This is a genomic window from Dorea sp., assembly GCF_977044405.1.
Genome location: NZ_CDRRQK010000010.1, coordinates 48,654 through 67,496 on the forward strand (window position 1 = coordinate 48,654; position 18,843 = coordinate 67,496).

The window sequence follows — 18,843 nt, forward strand, 5'->3', positions numbered from 1 at the left end:
AATTCTCGATTTCAGCTGAAATTCTAATACAGATTTTCTCTGTATTTTCCATCCAGGACGTCTTTTAAGTACTGTCCGTACTGGTTTTTCTTCAGCACTTCATATACTTCCATGATCTCATCCTTGCTGATCCATCCATTCAGGTATGCAATCTCTTCCAGACATGCGATCTTACGATGCTGATGTGTCTCAACTGTCTTAACAAAGTTTGTTGCATCAACAAGGCTTTCATGTGTACCTGTATCAAGCCATGTGAATCCCTGACCGAGAAGTTCTACATTCAGGTTGCCTTTTTCAAGATATACGCGGTTAAGATCTGTGATCTCCAGCTCTCCACGTGCACTTGGTTTTAATTCTTTGGCATATTTTACAACGTTGTTGTCGTAGAAATAAAGTCCTGTTACACAATAATTACTCTTTGGCTGTGCCGGTTTTTCTTCGATGGAAATAGCTTTTCCGTCATGATCGAATTCTACGATACCAAAACGCTCCGGATCATCTACGTAGTATCCGAATACTGTAGCACCTTTTCCTGATTCTGCATTTTCAACAGCTGCTTTCAGACGTTTATTCAGTCCGTGTCCTGCAAAGATATTGTCTCCAAGAACCATGGCTACTGTATCATCTCCGATAAATTCTTCACCGATGATGAAAGCCTGCGCAAGTCCATCCGGACTTGGCTGTACTGCATAAGACAGATTTACACCAAACTGATGTCCATCTCCGAGCAGTTCTTTAAATCTTGGTGTATCCTGTGGTGTTGAGATGATCAGGATATCACGGATTCCGGCGTTCATAAGTACTGACATCGGATAATAGATCATTGGCTTGTCATAGATTGGCAGTAACTGTTTTGAAGTTACCATTGTTAATGGGTACAGACGTGTGCCTGAACCACCTGCTAAAATAATTCCTTTCATTTCAGGAACCTCCTCTTATAATAAATAGGTTTTCAAGTTCTTCTTCAGTTATTCAAGTCTTTTTCTTCTAGTCTTTTTTCTTACTTTAATTGCATTATAAAAGATGACCTTAGGTTACCTTCAAGTATTTTTTTCAAAAATTGTAACTTTTTTGTAATATTTAAGAACATCTTAAGATTTTTTGCAGCTAAAAACACCTGCATCCTTCGTAATCCTAAAGCCTCCAGCTGTTTTTTTTCTCACATAAGACTGAAATTCTTTATAACGGTCCAGGATATACTGTCCCTGATTGCCATGACAGGAAAGAATATAGGAAATCAACGGTTCCGGTTCTGATACCAGCAGATAATCTTCATACTCTTTCCACTCCACACATTCAAAAAATGGTTTTAAGATTTCTTCCCCATTTTCTCTTCCAAATCGTTCATACAATTTTTCTGCTGCCAGAACGATTCTGTCATCAAATTTTCCAACCAGTTCACTTACTTCTTTCATATGCTCATTCCCATATGTGCTACAGATAAGTATCCCTCCTGGCTTTAATACACGTCTGATCTCCTGGCATGCTTTTTCCACATCTTCGCAGTAAAACAATACATGATCTGCAACCACAAGGTCAAACTCATTCTCTCCGTACGGTATCTTCTGTGCCGGAAATACCCGAAAGTGGAATCTCTCATCTGTTGTCCCGATGGTACGTCTGGCATCCCTTAACATTCCATCCGAAACATCTGACAGCACTACCTCTACATGAGCAGGAAGTTTTCCCTTATCCTTTGCCCACAACGTTCCGTCTCCACATCCAATTTCCAGAATTTTCTGTCCTTCTTTTATATTCAACTGTTCATAAACCCAGGAAAACCAGCCTTGTTTATTCTTAGAATACAAGCTGTGAAGATTAATTCTTGCAGATATATTGGATGCATCCTGATACTGGTTCTTCATACTCTTTTCCATTCCCGTCAGGTGAATCAGATTCAGCATCTGGCTCCAATCAATAGAATGCTCTTTTTGTATCATCTCCGAAGTATCCTGAATCGCTTTTTCCACCAGCTGCATCTGTTCAATTCTGTCTCTTACCAGCTTCAGCTGGATATTCAGAGAGTTCAGCATGAAATGATAATCCGCATCATCAATGGTCATATCTCTGATATCATCCAGCGAAAATCCCAGATATTTCAACAGTAGGATCTGCTGCAGTCTTGCAAAATCCTCATCTGTATAAAATCTTGCACCAGCCTCCGTTACATAAGATGGTTTTAATATATTCTGTTTATCATAATAACGAATTGTCCGCAAAGTCACATGCGCCATACGTGCAAATTCACCGGATGAGTAATAACCTTCTTTTTTCATGAATGCTCTATCTCCTTTTTCACGCATATTTAACAGCAAGACGGCCAGCAGAAATATCTGCTGGCCATTTTTTCTGCTATTTTTTTACAAATGGTTTTGTTGTATTTCCAGGAGCTGCATCTCCTTTATTTACAATTACAATGCGAACTGCTTCCAGTCGCTTTGACAAACCTTCCGTTCCGGCGGCTTCTCCATTTTTTGCCCAGCCAAGCCAGCCGTAATCCTGTGCATGTACCTGATAATAAATATCATATTGATCCGCTTCTTTTCCAGAAAGTCTGATTTTGATTGCTTCCAGTCGCTTGGACTGTCCTTCCGTTCCCGCAAGCTGTCCATTTTTCTTTTCTTTCTGCCAGCCAATGTCCTGTATATGTGCACTGTAATTTACATCTGCATTCAGAAGAGATGGCAGCAGAATACTGATAGCTTCCATTCTCTTAGATTTTCCAACACTTCCTGCCAGTTCTCCATCATATACCCAGCCGCTGTTTCCAATGTCCTGTACATGTGTCTGATATTTTACCATTCTCTGTTCCATTGGTCTATCTGTTTTTCCAGGTGTCTCGCCGCCTTTTTTCACAAGCCGGATCTCAATTGCTTCCAGACGGTATCCATATCCGGCAGTTCCTGCTTTTTCACCATTTTTTGCCCAGTCAAGCCAGCCGAAATTTTGCGAATGTACACGATAGTACATATCATATTTCTCCGAAATCTCTCCCGTTAATTTTAACTGAACAGCTTCCATTCTAAGAGATTCGCCACTGGTTCCGGAAAGTTCTCCGTCTTTTACCCAGTCAAGCCAGCCTTTGTTTTCCACATGGGTACGATATTCCACAGAGCCCTCGCAATTGGCATCTTCCAGTTTTACTTTCAACGCTTCCATTCTCTTAGACTCTCCGGTTATACCTGCTGTCTCTCCGTCTTTTACTTCATCCATCCACCCTTTGTCCTGCATATGGGTCTGATATGTAACGGATGCCGGGGTAATGGTAATACCGGAAATTTCATCTGTATAAGACTTATAATCTCCATTCACCGTTCCTACTGCACGAATTTCATTTTCATTTTCTGCATCCAACGTCACATCATTCCATACAAACACTCCGGACTGCTGTTTTTCACCATAGCCAACGGATTTGTTATTTACAAAAAGTTCTACTTTGTCACAGTTAGAATAAACCTTTAACTGTTCTATACGTTTCTTTCTTTCCGTATAGCGTCTGCTTGTCAGATATACAAACTTATCTTTCTGATTCCAGTTTGCTTTATAAAAATAAAATGCATCCTTCTTGGTTCCATGATCGTAACAGACGAGTCCTTTTGTATTTGTTCTTGGAAGTCCTCCCTCATTTCTGTAACACGAGAAATCGAACATGTTCCATACAAAACTCACCGGAATATCTCCTCTGTCCTGAATCATTTTATAATATGTTTCCAATAGATAAGACTGATACTCTTCGTAATGTTTATCTCCTGATTCATCTTTCCCGCTCCATGAGAAATCCTCATCTACAGTTGCATGCTGATTGATATTGGCTCCGGCTCCATATTCCGTAAGCATAATCGAAGTTGGCGTATCTTCTGTGCCATAATTTTTTTTATATTTATCAATCTTCTTATTTAATGTATCTGTAATTTTTTTTCTTCCTTCTTCGCCAGCACTGGATACATCGCTTTTGAATCCTACGTAGAGATTTAATCCTGTAAAATCTACTCTTCCATCTCTTGACCATTCAGCCGCCGTTTCATTCTCATCTGTTCCGTCAATTTCAGCCTGCACGATATATCTGCTTTCATCTTCACTTTGCGCCAGTTCCGCAAGACTTTTATTGAATGCGATCAATGTTTCTTTATCTACTTTAAAGTCATCGCCAAACTGTGCAAATTTATCTGACTGATATACTTCATTCTGGATTCCCCACATCATAATCGATGGATGATTATATCCCTGACGGATCATTTCTTTTAATTGCGCTCTTACGGAATCCTGATAAGATTCTGCATTGGAAAGCAGTAGATAATATGGAATCTCTGCGTACACAATGATACCTCTTTCGTCAGCCTGATCGTATACGTACTGATCATGTGGATAATGAGATGTACGAATTGCATTTACTCCCATCTCCTGCATCAGATCCAGATCCTGTTTCTTAAGTTCATCCGGTACAGCATTTCCATATCCTTCACGGTCCTGATGAAGTCCCACACCGTGGATTTCGTATTCATTGCCATTCAGATAAAATTTTCCATCTTTGATCTCATAGGTTCTGACACCAAATTCCTTAGATACGGTATCCAGAAGATTTTCTCCTGATTCATCGTATACTTCTACTTTCATCGTATAAAGATATGGATCTTCTGTTCCATTCCACAAATGGACAGACGGAATACGGTAATTTGTTTCAAAAGACTCAGCCGTTGTATCGGCATCTACCATTACCGTCCTTTCATCCGCACTCACCTGATTGCCGTCTGCATCCTGAATTTCGGTAACCAGTTTCAGATTCTTAGCTTCTTCTGCTTTGTTTGACAGTTCTGTTCTAAGTTTTACTGCTGCCATATTTCCCTGAAGACTATAATCCACATAGATACCATCATTTCCATAATCTTCTGTTGCAATATACTGATCCTCTGTAGAAATCAGTTCCACATCTCTGTAAATTCCACCCCACTGTGTATAATCTACATTAATCGGAATAGATGTTGTATCCATATTGGTTACATTCGCAGTGATTGTAATCTGATCTTTTTCCTTTACATAATCGGAAATATCAAATACAAACGCTGAATACCCTCCAACATGTGTTCCTACTTTTTCACCATCAATCAGCACTTCTGTATTACGTGCTGATCCGTAAAATTTCAAAAACATATGGTTGTTCTTTATCTCCGAAACATCCACCGTTTTGGTATAAGTCACGGTTTTCTGGTTAAACTGTGGAATATATGATTTTGATGGATGTACATATTCCCAGCAATGTGGCAGATCTACGGTTCCGGATGCTCCTCCGTTTGGGAAACTCCAACCTTCCGTCGTTGTATCATTGGCTGTAAATTCCCATCCCTTGTCAATATTCACTACCTGACGGCTCTTTGCCTGATCTTCTTCCGGGGTTTCAGGATCATCCTTATCGGCAGGATCAATCGGTAATTCATTATCATCCTCTGCAGTCACACTTTCTGTCTGATTTTCCACGACTGCTTCTTCTGTACCTGTTTCTTCCTGATTTTCGGCATCTTTTTGTACTTCTTCATTCGTTTTCGGGTCTGGTATGGTTTCTTCAACCGTTTGTTCTTCTACTCCGGTTTGCGTTCCATTTACTGCCTGCGCATTTACAAACGGAACACCGGAGAAAACCATACTTCCGACGAGTAATATTGCTATTTTCCTTTTCATCTCTCTCCTTTTAGAATGGCACTTGAAGCACCCGTTCCTCCTCTTTTGTTCAATCATAACATATTGACATAATATTTTCCTCATTTTCGACAAAAAATGTGCTTTTTTCAGTGAATAAATTTTAATTCTCTACACGATTTACACATTCTTCTAAAAATGCCACATAATTTTCAAAATTCAGACCCTGAACGTAGCGTCTGGCTTTCGCTGTCATATGTTTCTTTTTCAGGTTTTTCCCATCCAAGATTTTACAGGTTTTTTCCACAACCTGTTTCAAATCAAAATGATCCACCAAAATTCCTCTTCCCTCAGAAAGCATCACATGAATTCCTCCTGTACAGGCAAAACCTATGACAGGCACTTCGTTATTCATCGCTTCCAGCACCGTAGACGGAAATGGATCCTCTCTTGACAATCCCCAGAATGCTTTTGCATTTTTCAGAATCTGGCCATATTCTTCACTGTCTTTTACAAATCGAACAAAATGAAAATTCTCCTCAAATCCGCTTCTGCGTATCTGGTCTTTCATCCAGCATTCCAATTCTTTATTCTGAAACTCCCCCGTCCACACAAAATGTATGTCCGCTTTTTTATTCAGAAGAACAATTGCTGCATCGACAAACAGATCCACTCCTTTTCGAAGCTCCGCCGTTCCAGAACTCATAACATATTCTTTTTCATCAAGCTGATATTTTTTTAATACTTCCGGCCGTTCTTCCTCACACTTTTTCAGATATACCCCCTGTGGATGGATAAATGGTTTCCCACTTATCTTTCCAAAAACGTTCTTAAAGTCATTTCTTACAAATTCATTTGGAAATACTACGTAATCCGCATATTTGGCCACATTTTTTCCAGGTGTTACAAATCCATAATACTCAATTGTCGTCTTCATCTCATGAATTAATGAAATGATTTTAAATCCACATTCCTTTAATTTTTTCATACAAATACCTGATACGACCGTGTTTGCAATGACTGTATGATATCCGTTTTTTTGAAGTTTTTTGATTTCCTGAGCAAAATGCTCTTCTGACGTAAGTTCTTTTTGCTCACCTTTTTGATCTATCCTGATCCATTTCTGTTCTGCATGTGGATGACTGCCCAAACAGATCAATGGAATCTTACTCTCTCTATATCTGCTTTCCAGATAACCGTTTCCCGGAAAAAGTGACAGTACGGTTACTCCTTTTCCATTTTCTTTCATCTTTCTGGCAATATTACAGGCAAGTATCGGCGCGCCTGTTTCGGATAATTCGTGGGTTAAAACAATTACTTTTTCCTTTTCATTCTGGTCTTCTAAATCTGCAAGTGCTTCCAAAGTAAAATATCGGAACTTGCATTTACCTGTACACTCTACCGGATCCAGTCTGATCGAACGAACCGGAGTTTCCCACTGTATATCCAGTTGTACCCCCTTATCAGACTGTACCCAGCTTTTTACGGTTCTGTCTTCTGAATAATCCTCCCCATCCTTGCTGTAGTAAACAGTCATATGTTCATCTGATACGTCCATCATCGCTTCTTCCATTTCATAAGCAATCCTGATCTTACATACTGGTACATCAAGTCTGATATATAAATGTGGGTCTGGCTGCTGATATTCCCAACAGCCATCATCTTCTATATTCATACCCTCCATCTTCGTTATTTTTCCACCAAAAATCATTTCCGTCTTTTCTTTCAATTTTGGTCCTCCTTTATGTTCCAGCTTCAAGATTTTTCTATCCGTATCCGAAAGTCACTTGTTTTCAATGACAGATTTTTATTATAATTGGGATCTCCGTTTTTTATCTTTTTATCCCAGCGTAGCTTAAAATATTCCTTCTCTGTCTTTTCCGGATTTTTTTCTTTCTTTTCATGATAGATTCTGGCATAAGGCGTATATACACTTAATTTTCCACTTTCTCCGGCTCGAAGACAGAAATCAATCATCCCCAACGCCCCGGTAAATTTTTCATCAAATCCACCTAGTTCTTCCAGAACAGATTTTTTTACCATAATCCCGGCTCCTGCCACAGCACTATACTCCATCTGTGTATTCATTCTGGAAAAATAATTATGATCTCCGTCTAACACTCCATAAAAAGCATATCCAGCCGCATCCTCCATTCCAAGCACAACTCCTGCATGCTCCACAAGATTTTTTGAAAAACAAATCTTTGCCCCGACACATGCCACTTCCTTTCGCATACATATTCCTGTCAGTTCAAGGATGCTGTCACCATCTTCGAGTTCTGCATCTCCGTACAAATATAAAAGATAAGATCCTGCAGTTTCTTTGGCCGTTTTATTTCTTATTTCTGCTTCTGTTTTATCGGCCGAATTATAAATTACTTCAATCCTTCCTTCTTCTTTCAAGGCTTCAAGATATGCTTTTAATCCATCTATTTTTGTGTCTTCTTCAAGATTTGCTGCCACCAAAATTTCATAATTTTCCCAATTAGATAATTCTATTGATTTTATACATCGTTCCAGTTTTTCTTTGCTTTCTCTGTATTCTATGATTACAGATACCTTTGGTTCTTCTTTTATCTGATATCTGGTACGGTACAGACCCGGATTTTCCGTCTCCTCCACGATTGCATTTTTTCTGCCAATCCGTTCATAATGCGCCTGTACTGCTCTTTTTCCAGCCTCGAATGCATATCGTTTACTCTCTGGATTCTCCGCTGTGGAATCCATATGTGCCCGCCAGTGATATAAAATATCCGGTATATGATAGATATTTCCGGTATTTTCTGTACATCTAAGGACAAAGTCATAATCCTGTGCTCCGTTAAACTGAGGATCCAGTCCTTTTACTCTTTCCATTAATCTTTTACTTACCACCACCAGATGACAGAAATAATTTACCGAACACAAAAGATCCGGATTGTAATCTGGTTTAAAATGTGGCTCAAAAAGCTGCTGCCCATCCATGGAAATTTTGTCTTCATCCGAATATATCATCTCTATTTCTGGATACTGTTCAAAAACAGCTGCACATTCATATAGCGCATTTGGTGCCAGTAAGTCATCATGATCTGCAAACACAATATAATCTCCGGATGCAATTGCAATCCCTTCATTGGTATTCTGGGAAATCTGCATCTGACACTCTTTGTCAGTCACATGGATTCTTTTATCCATCTTCTCAAATTCGCACAGCATCTGTTTTAGCGGTGAATTTTTTCCACTTCCATCCGACAGACACAATTCCCAGTTGCTATAGGTCTGTTTCCTAACCGAATCAATCAGTTCCTGCAGATATCGTTCATTGGTTCTATATAATGGTACCACAATACTGAATTTCGGCTCCCACACAAATTTGTGATTTCTCTGCTTTTCCAAAACTTCTTCTGACATCTCGTGGTTCTTCCGCCACAGATCATAACGCTTCTTGTTCTCTTTTGTAAGCTTTTGATATATGATGCCCAGTGTTTTTCCGATTCCATATGATTCTATATATTTACTAATTCGATTTTGCACAATTCCACCTACTTTACCTCTCTGGAACAGTTTTCGTTCCATACTCTGTCGTAATACAAAAAGAAGGCAGATAATTATCTGCCCTGCCTTTTATTTAAACAATTTATAAAGCCATCTCATAAACAGAATGATATAAGCAGCAAAACATAATGTCACAATATATGTTTCGAGATCGAAACGATGTGTCAGCGAACGCATAACCCCCACTCCGTCAATTGCATTTCCATCATAAGTTAATGTTGCGGTATTATCTGCTCCCGGTGTATAGAATACCTGCACAGTACCCATTGCACTGTTTTTCACGACCAGATTGAATGTATAATTCTTTCCCTTTGTGTTTACAACAGTATCAAACTTAAGCTTAAAGAATTTGCCGCTGCGCAATTTCCCAAGGTTTTCTTCTCCTTGTGCAACACAATCTCCAGATTCCTGATCCACTACTTCATAGGAAATCACAGCCTGACTCTTATCCTGGATGTTATCTGCAGACAGCTTGATTGCCATTCCATCCAGTTTTTCTTCTTTACACTGAAAATTCTGCGAAATCTGTTTTCCTTCTTCCAGAGGGATCGATAAAAATTTACTAGTATCACAGCTTGTATTATAAAAAGATACCGGCTTATCTATAACCGCATAAACTCCGGCCAATGCTAAAATAACTAAAATTAAAATAATTGTTTTTATTTTTGATTTCATTGTTTCGATATACTCCTATCCTATGAAGCACTGTATATTTCTGCAATATTCTTAGAATCTCCAAACATCTTTACGGTTCCTTTGTCTAACCATACGACTTTATTACACAGTTCTTCTACCTGTTCAATACTATGGGAAACAAACAACAGTGTTGTTCCCTGATCCAACATATGTTTGATACGGTTTTTACATTTTTCCTGAAATCTGAAATCGCCTACAGACAATACTTCATCGACAATCAAAATATCCGGAATTCCAATTGTTGCAATCGAGAATGCAAGTCTGGATATCATTCCGGAAGAAAAATTCTTTACTGGAACATTCATAAAATCCTTCAGTTCCGAGAATTCTACAATATCCTCATAGTGTTTCTGCATCTCCTGTCTTGAGTATCCAAGAAGTGCGCCATTCAGATATACATTTTCTTCCGCCGTCAGATCATAGTCAAATCCTGCCCCAAGCTCAATCAGTGGTGCTACCGAACCACCGATCTGTACACTGCCCTTTGTCGGCTTTAACACACCGGCAATTACTTTTAACATTGTACTTTTTCCACTTCCGTTCAGTCCGATCAATCCCAGTGCATCTCCTTTATTGATACTGAAGCTTACATCCTTCAATGCCCAGAACTCTCCATATGAAAGCTGCTTTTTTGCAGTTTTGATCACATATTCTTTAAAACTGGTTACTTTTTCTGATGCGAGGCTAAACCGCATCGATACATGCTCTACCTTGATAATTTCTTGATTTTCCATAATGTTCTCCTTATATATCCAAAATAAAGCTATCCTGTCTCTTGTAGAAGACATATAAACCGATTACCAGCATAACTCCGCATTCAATTAATGCAATTGCGATTGAACTCAGACTCGGAAGTGTATTATACATCATAACATTCCTGAACATCTGTAAAATATTCGTAATCGGATTCAGCAATACAATTGGCTTTAACCATTCCGGAAGTATGGACATCGGATAAATAACCGGTGTCAGATACATCAATGCAGTAACAAATACTGAATACAAATGCATGATATCACGGAATTTTACAGTAATTGCCGATAATAACAATCCTACCCCCAGTGAAAATGCCACGATAAAAAACAGCGGGATTGGTACAAGTAATACTGTATAATGCAGTTCCACACGCATCGCTACCATTACGCAGATCAATGCTGTGAAAGATGCAAGCAGGTTAATTGTACTTGAAAAGGTTCTTGCTAGAATAAACAAATATTTTGGCACATAAACTTTTTTAATCAATGGTCCATTATCTATGATTGCTGACATTGATGTAGTCGTTACTTCTGAGTAAAAATTAAATATCAGCTGACCACTCAGCAAATATACCGGAAAATACTCTACGTCAAATTTAAACAGGTTCGAAAATACCACAGACAATACAATCATCATAAAGAGCGGATTCAGTAATGTCCATAAAACACCCAGCACGGATTTTCTGTATTTTACTTTGATATCTCGTGCGATCAGCTCACTTAACAGTGGCTGAAACTTTTTAAAATTTTGTATATACCTCGTCACAATTATTCCTCCAACTTTATCTGTTATAATTGAACAATCTTTTTTAGTATAGCATTTCTTTCTCTATTAAACAAGTATCGGTTTATTTTACCTGATACATTCTAAGGATCTCACCTTCAACATTCTTCCAGTCTCTTTCAGCTGCCACAGACAGCCCGTTCTGATAAAGCTTCTCCTGGATCTTCTCGTCACGTATCAGTTCCTCCAGTTTTTCTCTTGCCTGTGCAATATTCCCTGCATCATATAACAGGCAGTTTTCATGATCTTTCAGATATTCTACATTTCCCCCGTTTGGAACGGCCAGAACATACCCTCCGGTAGCCATCATTTCAAGTGGTGGGTATGAAAAGCTTTCCAGAAGACTGGTTTTCAACAAAATGTCACACTGCTCATATATTTCCGGGACCTTCTCATACGGTACTTTGTGGAAGAAACGATCTACACGGTAAGTTTCTTTTGGCTGTGCATTATAGGACATGTACCAGATTTCAAATCTGTCTTTATCAAGTCCGTTTGTCACTCCAAAAGATTCATCTACATTTTTGTAGTCTACCGCACAGTCTCCCTCGATCAATATACGGATTTTTCCATTCAGATTTCTCCGCCTGACAGGGAATCGTTCTGTTTCCAGTCCATTTGGTGCATAGGCACACCGATGACCATAATCTTCTAACAGCCACTCCTGGCACCATCTTGATATCGTCAAAAATTCCACACCATCTGCTGGCATATACGACTGATTTGCCAGCTTTCTAAGCGGATGGTTTTCTTCATAAAAATCCGTTTCAAAATTCTGAACCAGGTAATATTTATGACTGGCCCTTGTGTAGTTTTCAATCTTTTCTACCGTTGTCCACATCGTCGCGATCATGTAATCGGCTTTTCCAGAACATCTGGTATCTTCAAGACTGATTACCGGGAATCTACATCCGTCAAACTCACACCATTTTTCCTCTGTGCTAAGCGCAAAGAGCATAACATCTTTTCCTGCTCTTTGCAACATAGCCGCATGTTTCAACGCAACTTTAATTCCACCACTGATCTCCAGCCCGGGAAGTACAAAAATGTAATTTTCTGTAAGTTCTTCCTCCATGATCTTCCATATATTCCGTCCAGTTTTAAATGTTGCATGTCCTTTCACACATTCCTGATATGCATTTTCAGCTATTCTTCTTCGTTCCTGAGGACATTCAATCATTTTCTCCAAAGCTTTTTTCCACTCATCTTTGCTGTTACAAAGCAGTCCTGTTCTTCCGTCTTCCATGCAATCATGAAATGCTCCCACATCACTTGCAATTGTTACCACTTTTACAAGTGCGGCCTCTGTCCATTTATTCTCAGATTTCGCTTCATTAAAAATTGTCTCTTCCAATGGTGCAAGGTTTATATCCATCTGTGCGATTATTTCAGGAAGTTTTCTCCAATCTCCAAACGGTACCTTCTTGATGCGTTCCTGATATTTTTTTAATTCTTCCGGAAGGTCCAGTTCTCCGGCCAGATATAATTCTACGTCTGTATGTACTTCCAGTACCTCTTCCAACACCGGCAGAATCATTTCAAAATCTGCATTATGCGTAATACTTCCACTAAAATATCCGATTCTGGTAATTCCGTCCTCTTTTTTCACATTTTTCCATGCCTGTTTCGACAATGCCACCATTTCTTCCGACGCTACATTTCGATTCAGATAAACCTTTGGAACATAGTTTCGCAGTTCCATTTCCAGACGCCCCGTTGTTGTGATTGCAAAATCTGATTCTTTTAAAAGCTTTTGCATATCCATTACATTTGCATCATAGGCTTTTTTATCTTCTGCTTTCATCGCTGCCACAAACGGTATCTGATCCGTATACGCCGTATCAACAACAAGATCATCAATATCGTAAATCACTTTCTTATTCAGTTCTTTTGCCACCGCGACAAACTCCCGGATTACTTCTGTTTCCGGGCAGCGAAAGAACACAAATGCACGGTAATAACGTACCATGTCCAGTTCAAGTTCTCTGAAGTAAACTTCATCCGTTGCATACCGGTACGCCTCAAGCTGTTCTCTTTGATGCTTTACCCGGTATCTCCATGGATGAGGAAGGTCTTCCCCACATCCGCTGATAAAAAGTATATCTTTATATTCTTTTTCTACTTTTTTTCTCTTTTTTATCTGCTTTTCTATATAACCCTTTGTTTTTTTTGTGCATCCGGTTACACCTTCATCACGGACTGTAACAAATGCTTTTTTAATCAAACGAGCTGCTCCCATCCTATCACCTACATTTTCTTCAGCTGTTTCAGCAGTGGATGATAGTATTCATCTACCTGCTCTATCTGTTTTTTCCATTTTTCCTGCCAGTTTTTATTCTCATTCCAGAAATCATCTATACTATTTTTTCCTGTATAATACATTTCAGCAAAGCAATCCCATACATTCCACAGACCTTTTTCTTTACTGCGCATACAAAGATCTGCGTCTGCACAGCCATCCATCGCTTCCTCAAAATCTTCCAGTTCATCCATATGTTTCTCCGATACCATCATACAAATTCCTGTTAGTATGGACGTATTTCTCACATGTCTCATATTGGCCTCATATCCCTGTTCTCGGTCCGGCAATCCAGCGTTTACCACGTGTATTCTATTTGCAGAATCTCTATCCAGTACGGCGCCGCCAAAGCAGATATTTTCTTTGTTATCCATAATCTTCGCGCCTACTACTCCCACATCATTTCTCATGGCATACATAAGCATCTCTTCGATCCAGTCTGTACTCTTTGGATAACACCAGTGGTTCAGACAGATTCTGTAATCTCCAGATCCTTTTTCCCCTGCTCTTTTCATCCATCCATACCAGTTTTCTTTCTGATTTTTTTCACATGTAATCAGCTTCACCTGTTCTTTTAACATCTTTTCGCATGGGATTGTTTCTGGTGTCTTTTCTAACGGAAGGATTATTTCCAATGGTCTGTAACTGGTCTTTTTCAGAAGAAGTTCCATTTGTTCTTTCATCTTCTCCCAGTTTTCAGCCGCCTTCTCTTCTCCCCATAGATAAATACTGACTACTGGTTTTTCTTTTATATCATATCTAATTCTGTATATTGTCTCATATGGAAAGTTACACTCAACTGTTCCTGTTTCTCCGGATCTTTCCAGTTGTCCGGTAATTGCACTCTTTGCCGCATCCACCGCATATTGCTTTACGGACAAATCCATTGCAACAGAACCTGCATGCACTCTCCAGTAATAAAGAATCTTTGGAATGTGCGATACTTTTTTTGCGCGTTCTGTAAGCCTTAGGACCATATCATAGTCCTGACTGCCTTCACATTCTTTCCGATACAATTCCTTCATGCCATCCAGAAGACTTTTTTTGAAGACAACAAAATGACAGATATAATTGTGAGATCTCAGTTCATCTTTCCCAAATCCTGACTTACATACAATATCTGTAGACATACTAGGATCTTCTGAAAATTTCATTTCATCCGTATATATGAAATCCGCACCTTTTTGTATCTCTTTTACACATTCATACAGTGCTGATTCATGCAGCAGATCATCATGATCCAGCATGCCACAATACGCTCCTGAGGCCATTCTGACAGCCTGATTCGTATTTCCTACAATTCCATCGTTCTTTTCAAGTTTTTTGTATTTAATTCTTACATCTTTTGCAGCATATTCCCGACATATCTTCCCAACCAGTGTATGTTCTTCGTCACTTCCATCTGCCAGACAGAATTCCCAGTTCTCATATGTCTGGTTCTGAACTGATTTTAGCAACTCCTCCAAGAAACTAATCGGGGTATTATATAAAGGCGTAATAATACTGATACACGGTGCATCAGCAAATACGCTACGTTTCTGCTCTTCTCGTTCTGATTCACTGATCATATGATATTTGCGGACTGTATCCAGCAATATCTTTTGTGTCTCTTTTTTTTCATTGTAGTTTTTTATCGTCCCATACAGTCCGTTTTTCCAGATTTTCTTCATTCCACGAACAATTTTATTATTCAACCTTGTTTCCTCCCGTTTGGTCTTTAAAAGAAATGAGCAGTGAATACTGCTCATTTAACTCTTTTATTCCGTGAAAAATTTTAAAACTTCTGGTTCCAGCGTATAGGTTGTATATCGTTCCAATACACGTTCATGTGCGCATTCTGCCAGATCTTTTCGCAGTTTTTCATCACTGATTAAGTTCTGTAATTTATCATTCCATTCCTGCATATCTTTACAGAGATATCCATTCACCCCGTCTTCAATGGCTCCTGCAAGCTCACTGTTCCAAGACGCAATTGTCGGAACATGTACCAATGCAGCTTCCATCCATTTATTTTCGGATTTGCATGCATGGAAAAATGTATCTTCAAGCGGCATCAGATTAATATCAGCTTTGGCAATCAGATTTGGTAATTTTTTCCATGAAACGAAATCAAATTTTTCAATACGGTCTTTTACGGAATTGAATTCCAGTGGCAGTTCAATCTGACCACCAATTAGCAGATATACATTCGGATTCTTCTCCATTAATGAAATCAATACATCTTTGATGCTTTCAAAGTCTTCATTATGAGTCTTTGAACCACTAAAATATCCAAGGCGTATCTTCTCTGATTTTTCTTTTTTCGTGCATAAGGAAAGTGTCAGCATCTCCATACTTGCAACATTGCGATTAATTAACACTTCCTTATCCGGAAATTTCTTTTCTATTGCATGTTTCAGATTTACCGTTGACACCATAAAACCATCCATCAGGCACATGGTGCGGTAAATATTTTTGGAATATTTTTCAAAGCCTTCATAATCTTCCCCTTCCAGAAATTTCAGATTACGAATTGCCGGATAATCGAAGATATAATCATCAATATCGTAATATACTCTTACACCCTTACGATGTGCTTTTTCCACTAGCTTTCGAATAATTTCTGTCTTAGAACTTCTATACACAACTACATCCGTATAGCTATCCATCTTACATCTTTCAATTTTTGCAAGTGTAATGCACTCAGAATCTATTCCTTTCTGCCATAGCTGTTCTCTCAAATGGTCCACTCTGTATCTTGAAGAAAACGTTACTTCTTCTACAACAAATAATACTTTTCTCTTAATATGTTTCTTCCTTAACAACTCCTGTATCTTTTTGTTGTTCTTCACTGTATCCAGAACAGCTTCTGCAGACATTTCCGGAATGATAGTTCCCTGTTCATACTTCTTCACACGTTCCGCCGGCGCTCCTATATCAAAACACATCACTGGCATCTTCATTGTCATAATCTCTTCTGTTGTGTAAGAGAATGTCTCTGGCCAGATAGACGGAATCAGGAAAACATCGATATCATTTTCTAAAACTAATCTTGGAATGCTATCTCTTGTATACGTTCCCGTCTGCTTAAACACAGGACTTTTTATCTCTTTTGAAGAGCTTCCGATCAGAATAATCCGAATGTTCAGATTCTCCTGTTCAATATGTTTTACCATCTCTGCAACAATCCGTCTTCCTTTATGTTTGGTCAGGATTCCCAACAAACCAATATTCAATGTCTTTGTTGTTTTGTGAGTTTTATTTAGTACCGGTATAAAGTCAATCTGATGAGGTATAACTTCTATATTCTCCAGTTTTCCAAAAGCTTTTTCCACAATGTTTTTTGAATCATTCGAAAATACAACAACTTCATTACATGCAACCAGGAATTCTTTCCACTCTTTTCTCCATGTCTCCATAGATTCATATTCCAATGATTGTATAGAATGTACGCGCTTCAGACATTCATTACACGTCTTGCATGACGGCAATGCACAATATTCTTCTTTATAATCCAACAGGTTAATGGTCGGACATACTGCAAAGAAATCATGAATCAACATTTTGATCCTGACATTATACATTTGGGCAAACCCACGAATATCTTTCAATACTTCATAAAGATCCGGATACGTAACCAGTTCATTGATCCATATTTCATCAATTTCAAAATACACAAGTATATCCATCAATTCTTTACGAGATTTTACATATAACTTCACTTCATAATTCTCATAACAATAATTGATAACATAGGATGACTTAATATAATCAAATCGAACCGTAATGAATCTCTTTCCTTCTTTAAGACAGATATTCTTCTTTCCAATCAGATATTTGGTCGCTCCTCCACCAAGGCTATGATCAAATGCCAGAATTGTCTCGCAATCTGTATAGCGTTTGATCAATTTAAGCTTTATAAATTCCCGAATCTCTTTATTCGGATCCAGAGTACAATATTTATCGATATCTTTTTTATAATATGGATGCTTTTTTAGAAGAATCTTCTCATGTTCTTCCAGAAAACGTTTTTTATCCTCACTTAAAAAGCTTCCACCGTGATTATGGAAGACGAAAAGATTTTCCACCTGTACATTCTTATATCCTGCTTCAATAGCTCTCTGACACCAGTCATTTTCCTCAGCATAGCCTTTTCCAAAAATTGTATCAAACTTTCCAATCTCTTTTAATACTTTTCGGTTCATTCCCATACAATATCCAACACCAGTCGGCATTTCTGTATATTTTGGAGGAACATTGATAAATTCCTCATCGATTTGCTGTACATCCAATCCAAGGAATAATTTATTATCCTTTCCAAATTCAGGGAAACTACACACAGTACCGCATGTTGTATATGGTGTCGTTGAAGCAACCTGTTCGTTCTGGAAAATCGGAAGCATCAAACGTTCCAGCCAAAATTCCGGAAGTTCAACGTCTGTATTTACCAGTGCTATATGATGTTCGCCAAGATCAAATCCACGATTTACAGTCTGTAAAAAGCCAAGATTTTCTTCATTATTTAATAAAATAACATTGTCTTTATCTTTTGCATATTCTTCGAGTTTAACTAGTACACGTTCATCCGGACTCTTGTCATTAATCAAAACCAGTCTGTATCTCATCTTTGTAAGCGAAATGGTACTTAACAATTTGTCCAGGAAACGATATCCATTATATACCGGAACAATAATATCCACACATTCTGAATAAAGTTCTTCCGGGAATTCAAACTTATAATCCTTCTGCTTTTTCAACATTGAAGTAATATCAATTCCTTCATCTGCCATCTCAATCTCTGTAATTCTCGGCGGAAGATTTTTAGACTTTTTCATACAATCTGTGATTTTTCCCAAGTAAAAACGATACTCTTTTTTCTTTGCTTCAAACGCAATCCACGCATCATAGCCTTCCGAATTTTCTACAAGTGCCATTGCATAAAATCCACTTTTCTTTGCGCGGTCCGCTTTAAAAACCTGATACACATCATTTCTGCGGATTTTATATCTTCCTTTGATTTGAAATTCTTTTCCGGTCTGATCTTTAATGACAAAATGTACATTTCCTATCTTGTATTTTTCAGAAAATATCCATCCTTTTATTGTCAACATGTCACCGTCTTGTTCAAAAACATCCAAATTGTATTTTATACCCAGCAACTTCTG

The 18,843-nt window shown here is 38.4% G+C and carries 11 protein-coding genes; all 11 read right to left on the minus strand.

The annotated features are described in order from the left end of the window. Nucleotides 1-23: 23 nt before the first annotated feature. Nucleotides 24-920, minus strand: a complete 897-nt coding sequence (rfbA, locus tag ACWJAF_RS06440) for a glucose-1-phosphate thymidylyltransferase RfbA (protein ID WP_296092548.1) — start codon at nt 918-920, stop codon at nt 24-26. A gap of 171 nt (nt 921-1,091) precedes the next feature. Continuing rightward, complete coding sequence (locus ACWJAF_RS06445) at nt 1,092-2,276, minus strand: MerR family transcriptional regulator (protein WP_448862936.1); 1,185 nt, start codon at nt 2,274-2,276, stop codon at nt 1,092-1,094. A gap of 76 nt (nt 2,277-2,352) precedes the next feature. Next, nucleotides 2,353-5,673: a glycoside hydrolase family 2 TIM barrel-domain containing protein gene (locus tag ACWJAF_RS06450; RefSeq protein WP_448862937.1), complete on the minus strand. Its 3,321-nt coding sequence runs from the start codon at nt 5,671-5,673 to the stop codon at nt 2,353-2,355. 121 nt (nt 5,674-5,794) lie between these two features. Continuing rightward, nucleotides 5,795-7,360: a glycosyltransferase family 4 protein gene (locus ACWJAF_RS06455; protein ID WP_448862938.1), complete on the minus strand. Its 1,566-nt coding sequence runs from the start codon at nt 7,358-7,360 to the stop codon at nt 5,795-5,797. 26 nt (nt 7,361-7,386) lie between these two features. Further along, complete coding sequence (locus ACWJAF_RS06460; RefSeq protein WP_448862939.1) at nt 7,387-9,186, minus strand: glycosyltransferase family 2 protein; 1,800 nt, start codon at nt 9,184-9,186, stop codon at nt 7,387-7,389. 48 nt (nt 9,187-9,234) lie between these two features. Continuing rightward, nucleotides 9,235-9,840 (minus strand): hypothetical protein, encoded by a 606-nt coding sequence (locus tag ACWJAF_RS06465; RefSeq protein ID WP_448862940.1) that lies wholly within the window; start codon nt 9,838-9,840, stop codon nt 9,235-9,237. 20 nt (nt 9,841-9,860) lie between these two features. Next, the gene (locus tag ACWJAF_RS06470) at nt 9,861-10,595 is read right to left on the minus strand and encodes an ABC transporter ATP-binding protein (RefSeq protein WP_448862941.1); all 735 of its coding nucleotides are present in this window, start codon (nt 10,593-10,595) and stop codon (nt 9,861-9,863) included. A 10-nt stretch (nt 10,596-10,605) separates the two neighbouring features. Continuing rightward, a complete protein-coding gene (locus tag ACWJAF_RS06475) occupies nt 10,606-11,382 on the minus strand; it encodes an ABC transporter permease (protein WP_296030645.1) in 777 nt (258 codons plus the stop codon). Between the two features lie 82 nt (nt 11,383-11,464). Next, entirely contained in the window at nt 11,465-13,624 is a 2,160-nt protein-coding gene (locus ACWJAF_RS06480) for a glycosyltransferase (RefSeq protein WP_448862942.1), read from the minus strand. 23 nt (nt 13,625-13,647) lie between these two features. Further along, the gene (locus ACWJAF_RS06485) at nt 13,648-15,393 is read right to left on the minus strand and encodes a glycosyltransferase family 2 protein (RefSeq protein ID WP_448862943.1); all 1,746 of its coding nucleotides are present in this window, start codon (nt 15,391-15,393) and stop codon (nt 13,648-13,650) included. Nucleotides 15,394-15,456: 63 nt separating this feature from the next. After that, complete coding sequence (locus ACWJAF_RS06490) at nt 15,457-18,789, minus strand: glycosyltransferase (RefSeq protein WP_448862944.1); 3,333 nt, start codon at nt 18,787-18,789, stop codon at nt 15,457-15,459. Between the last annotated feature and the right edge of the window lie 54 nt (nt 18,790-18,843).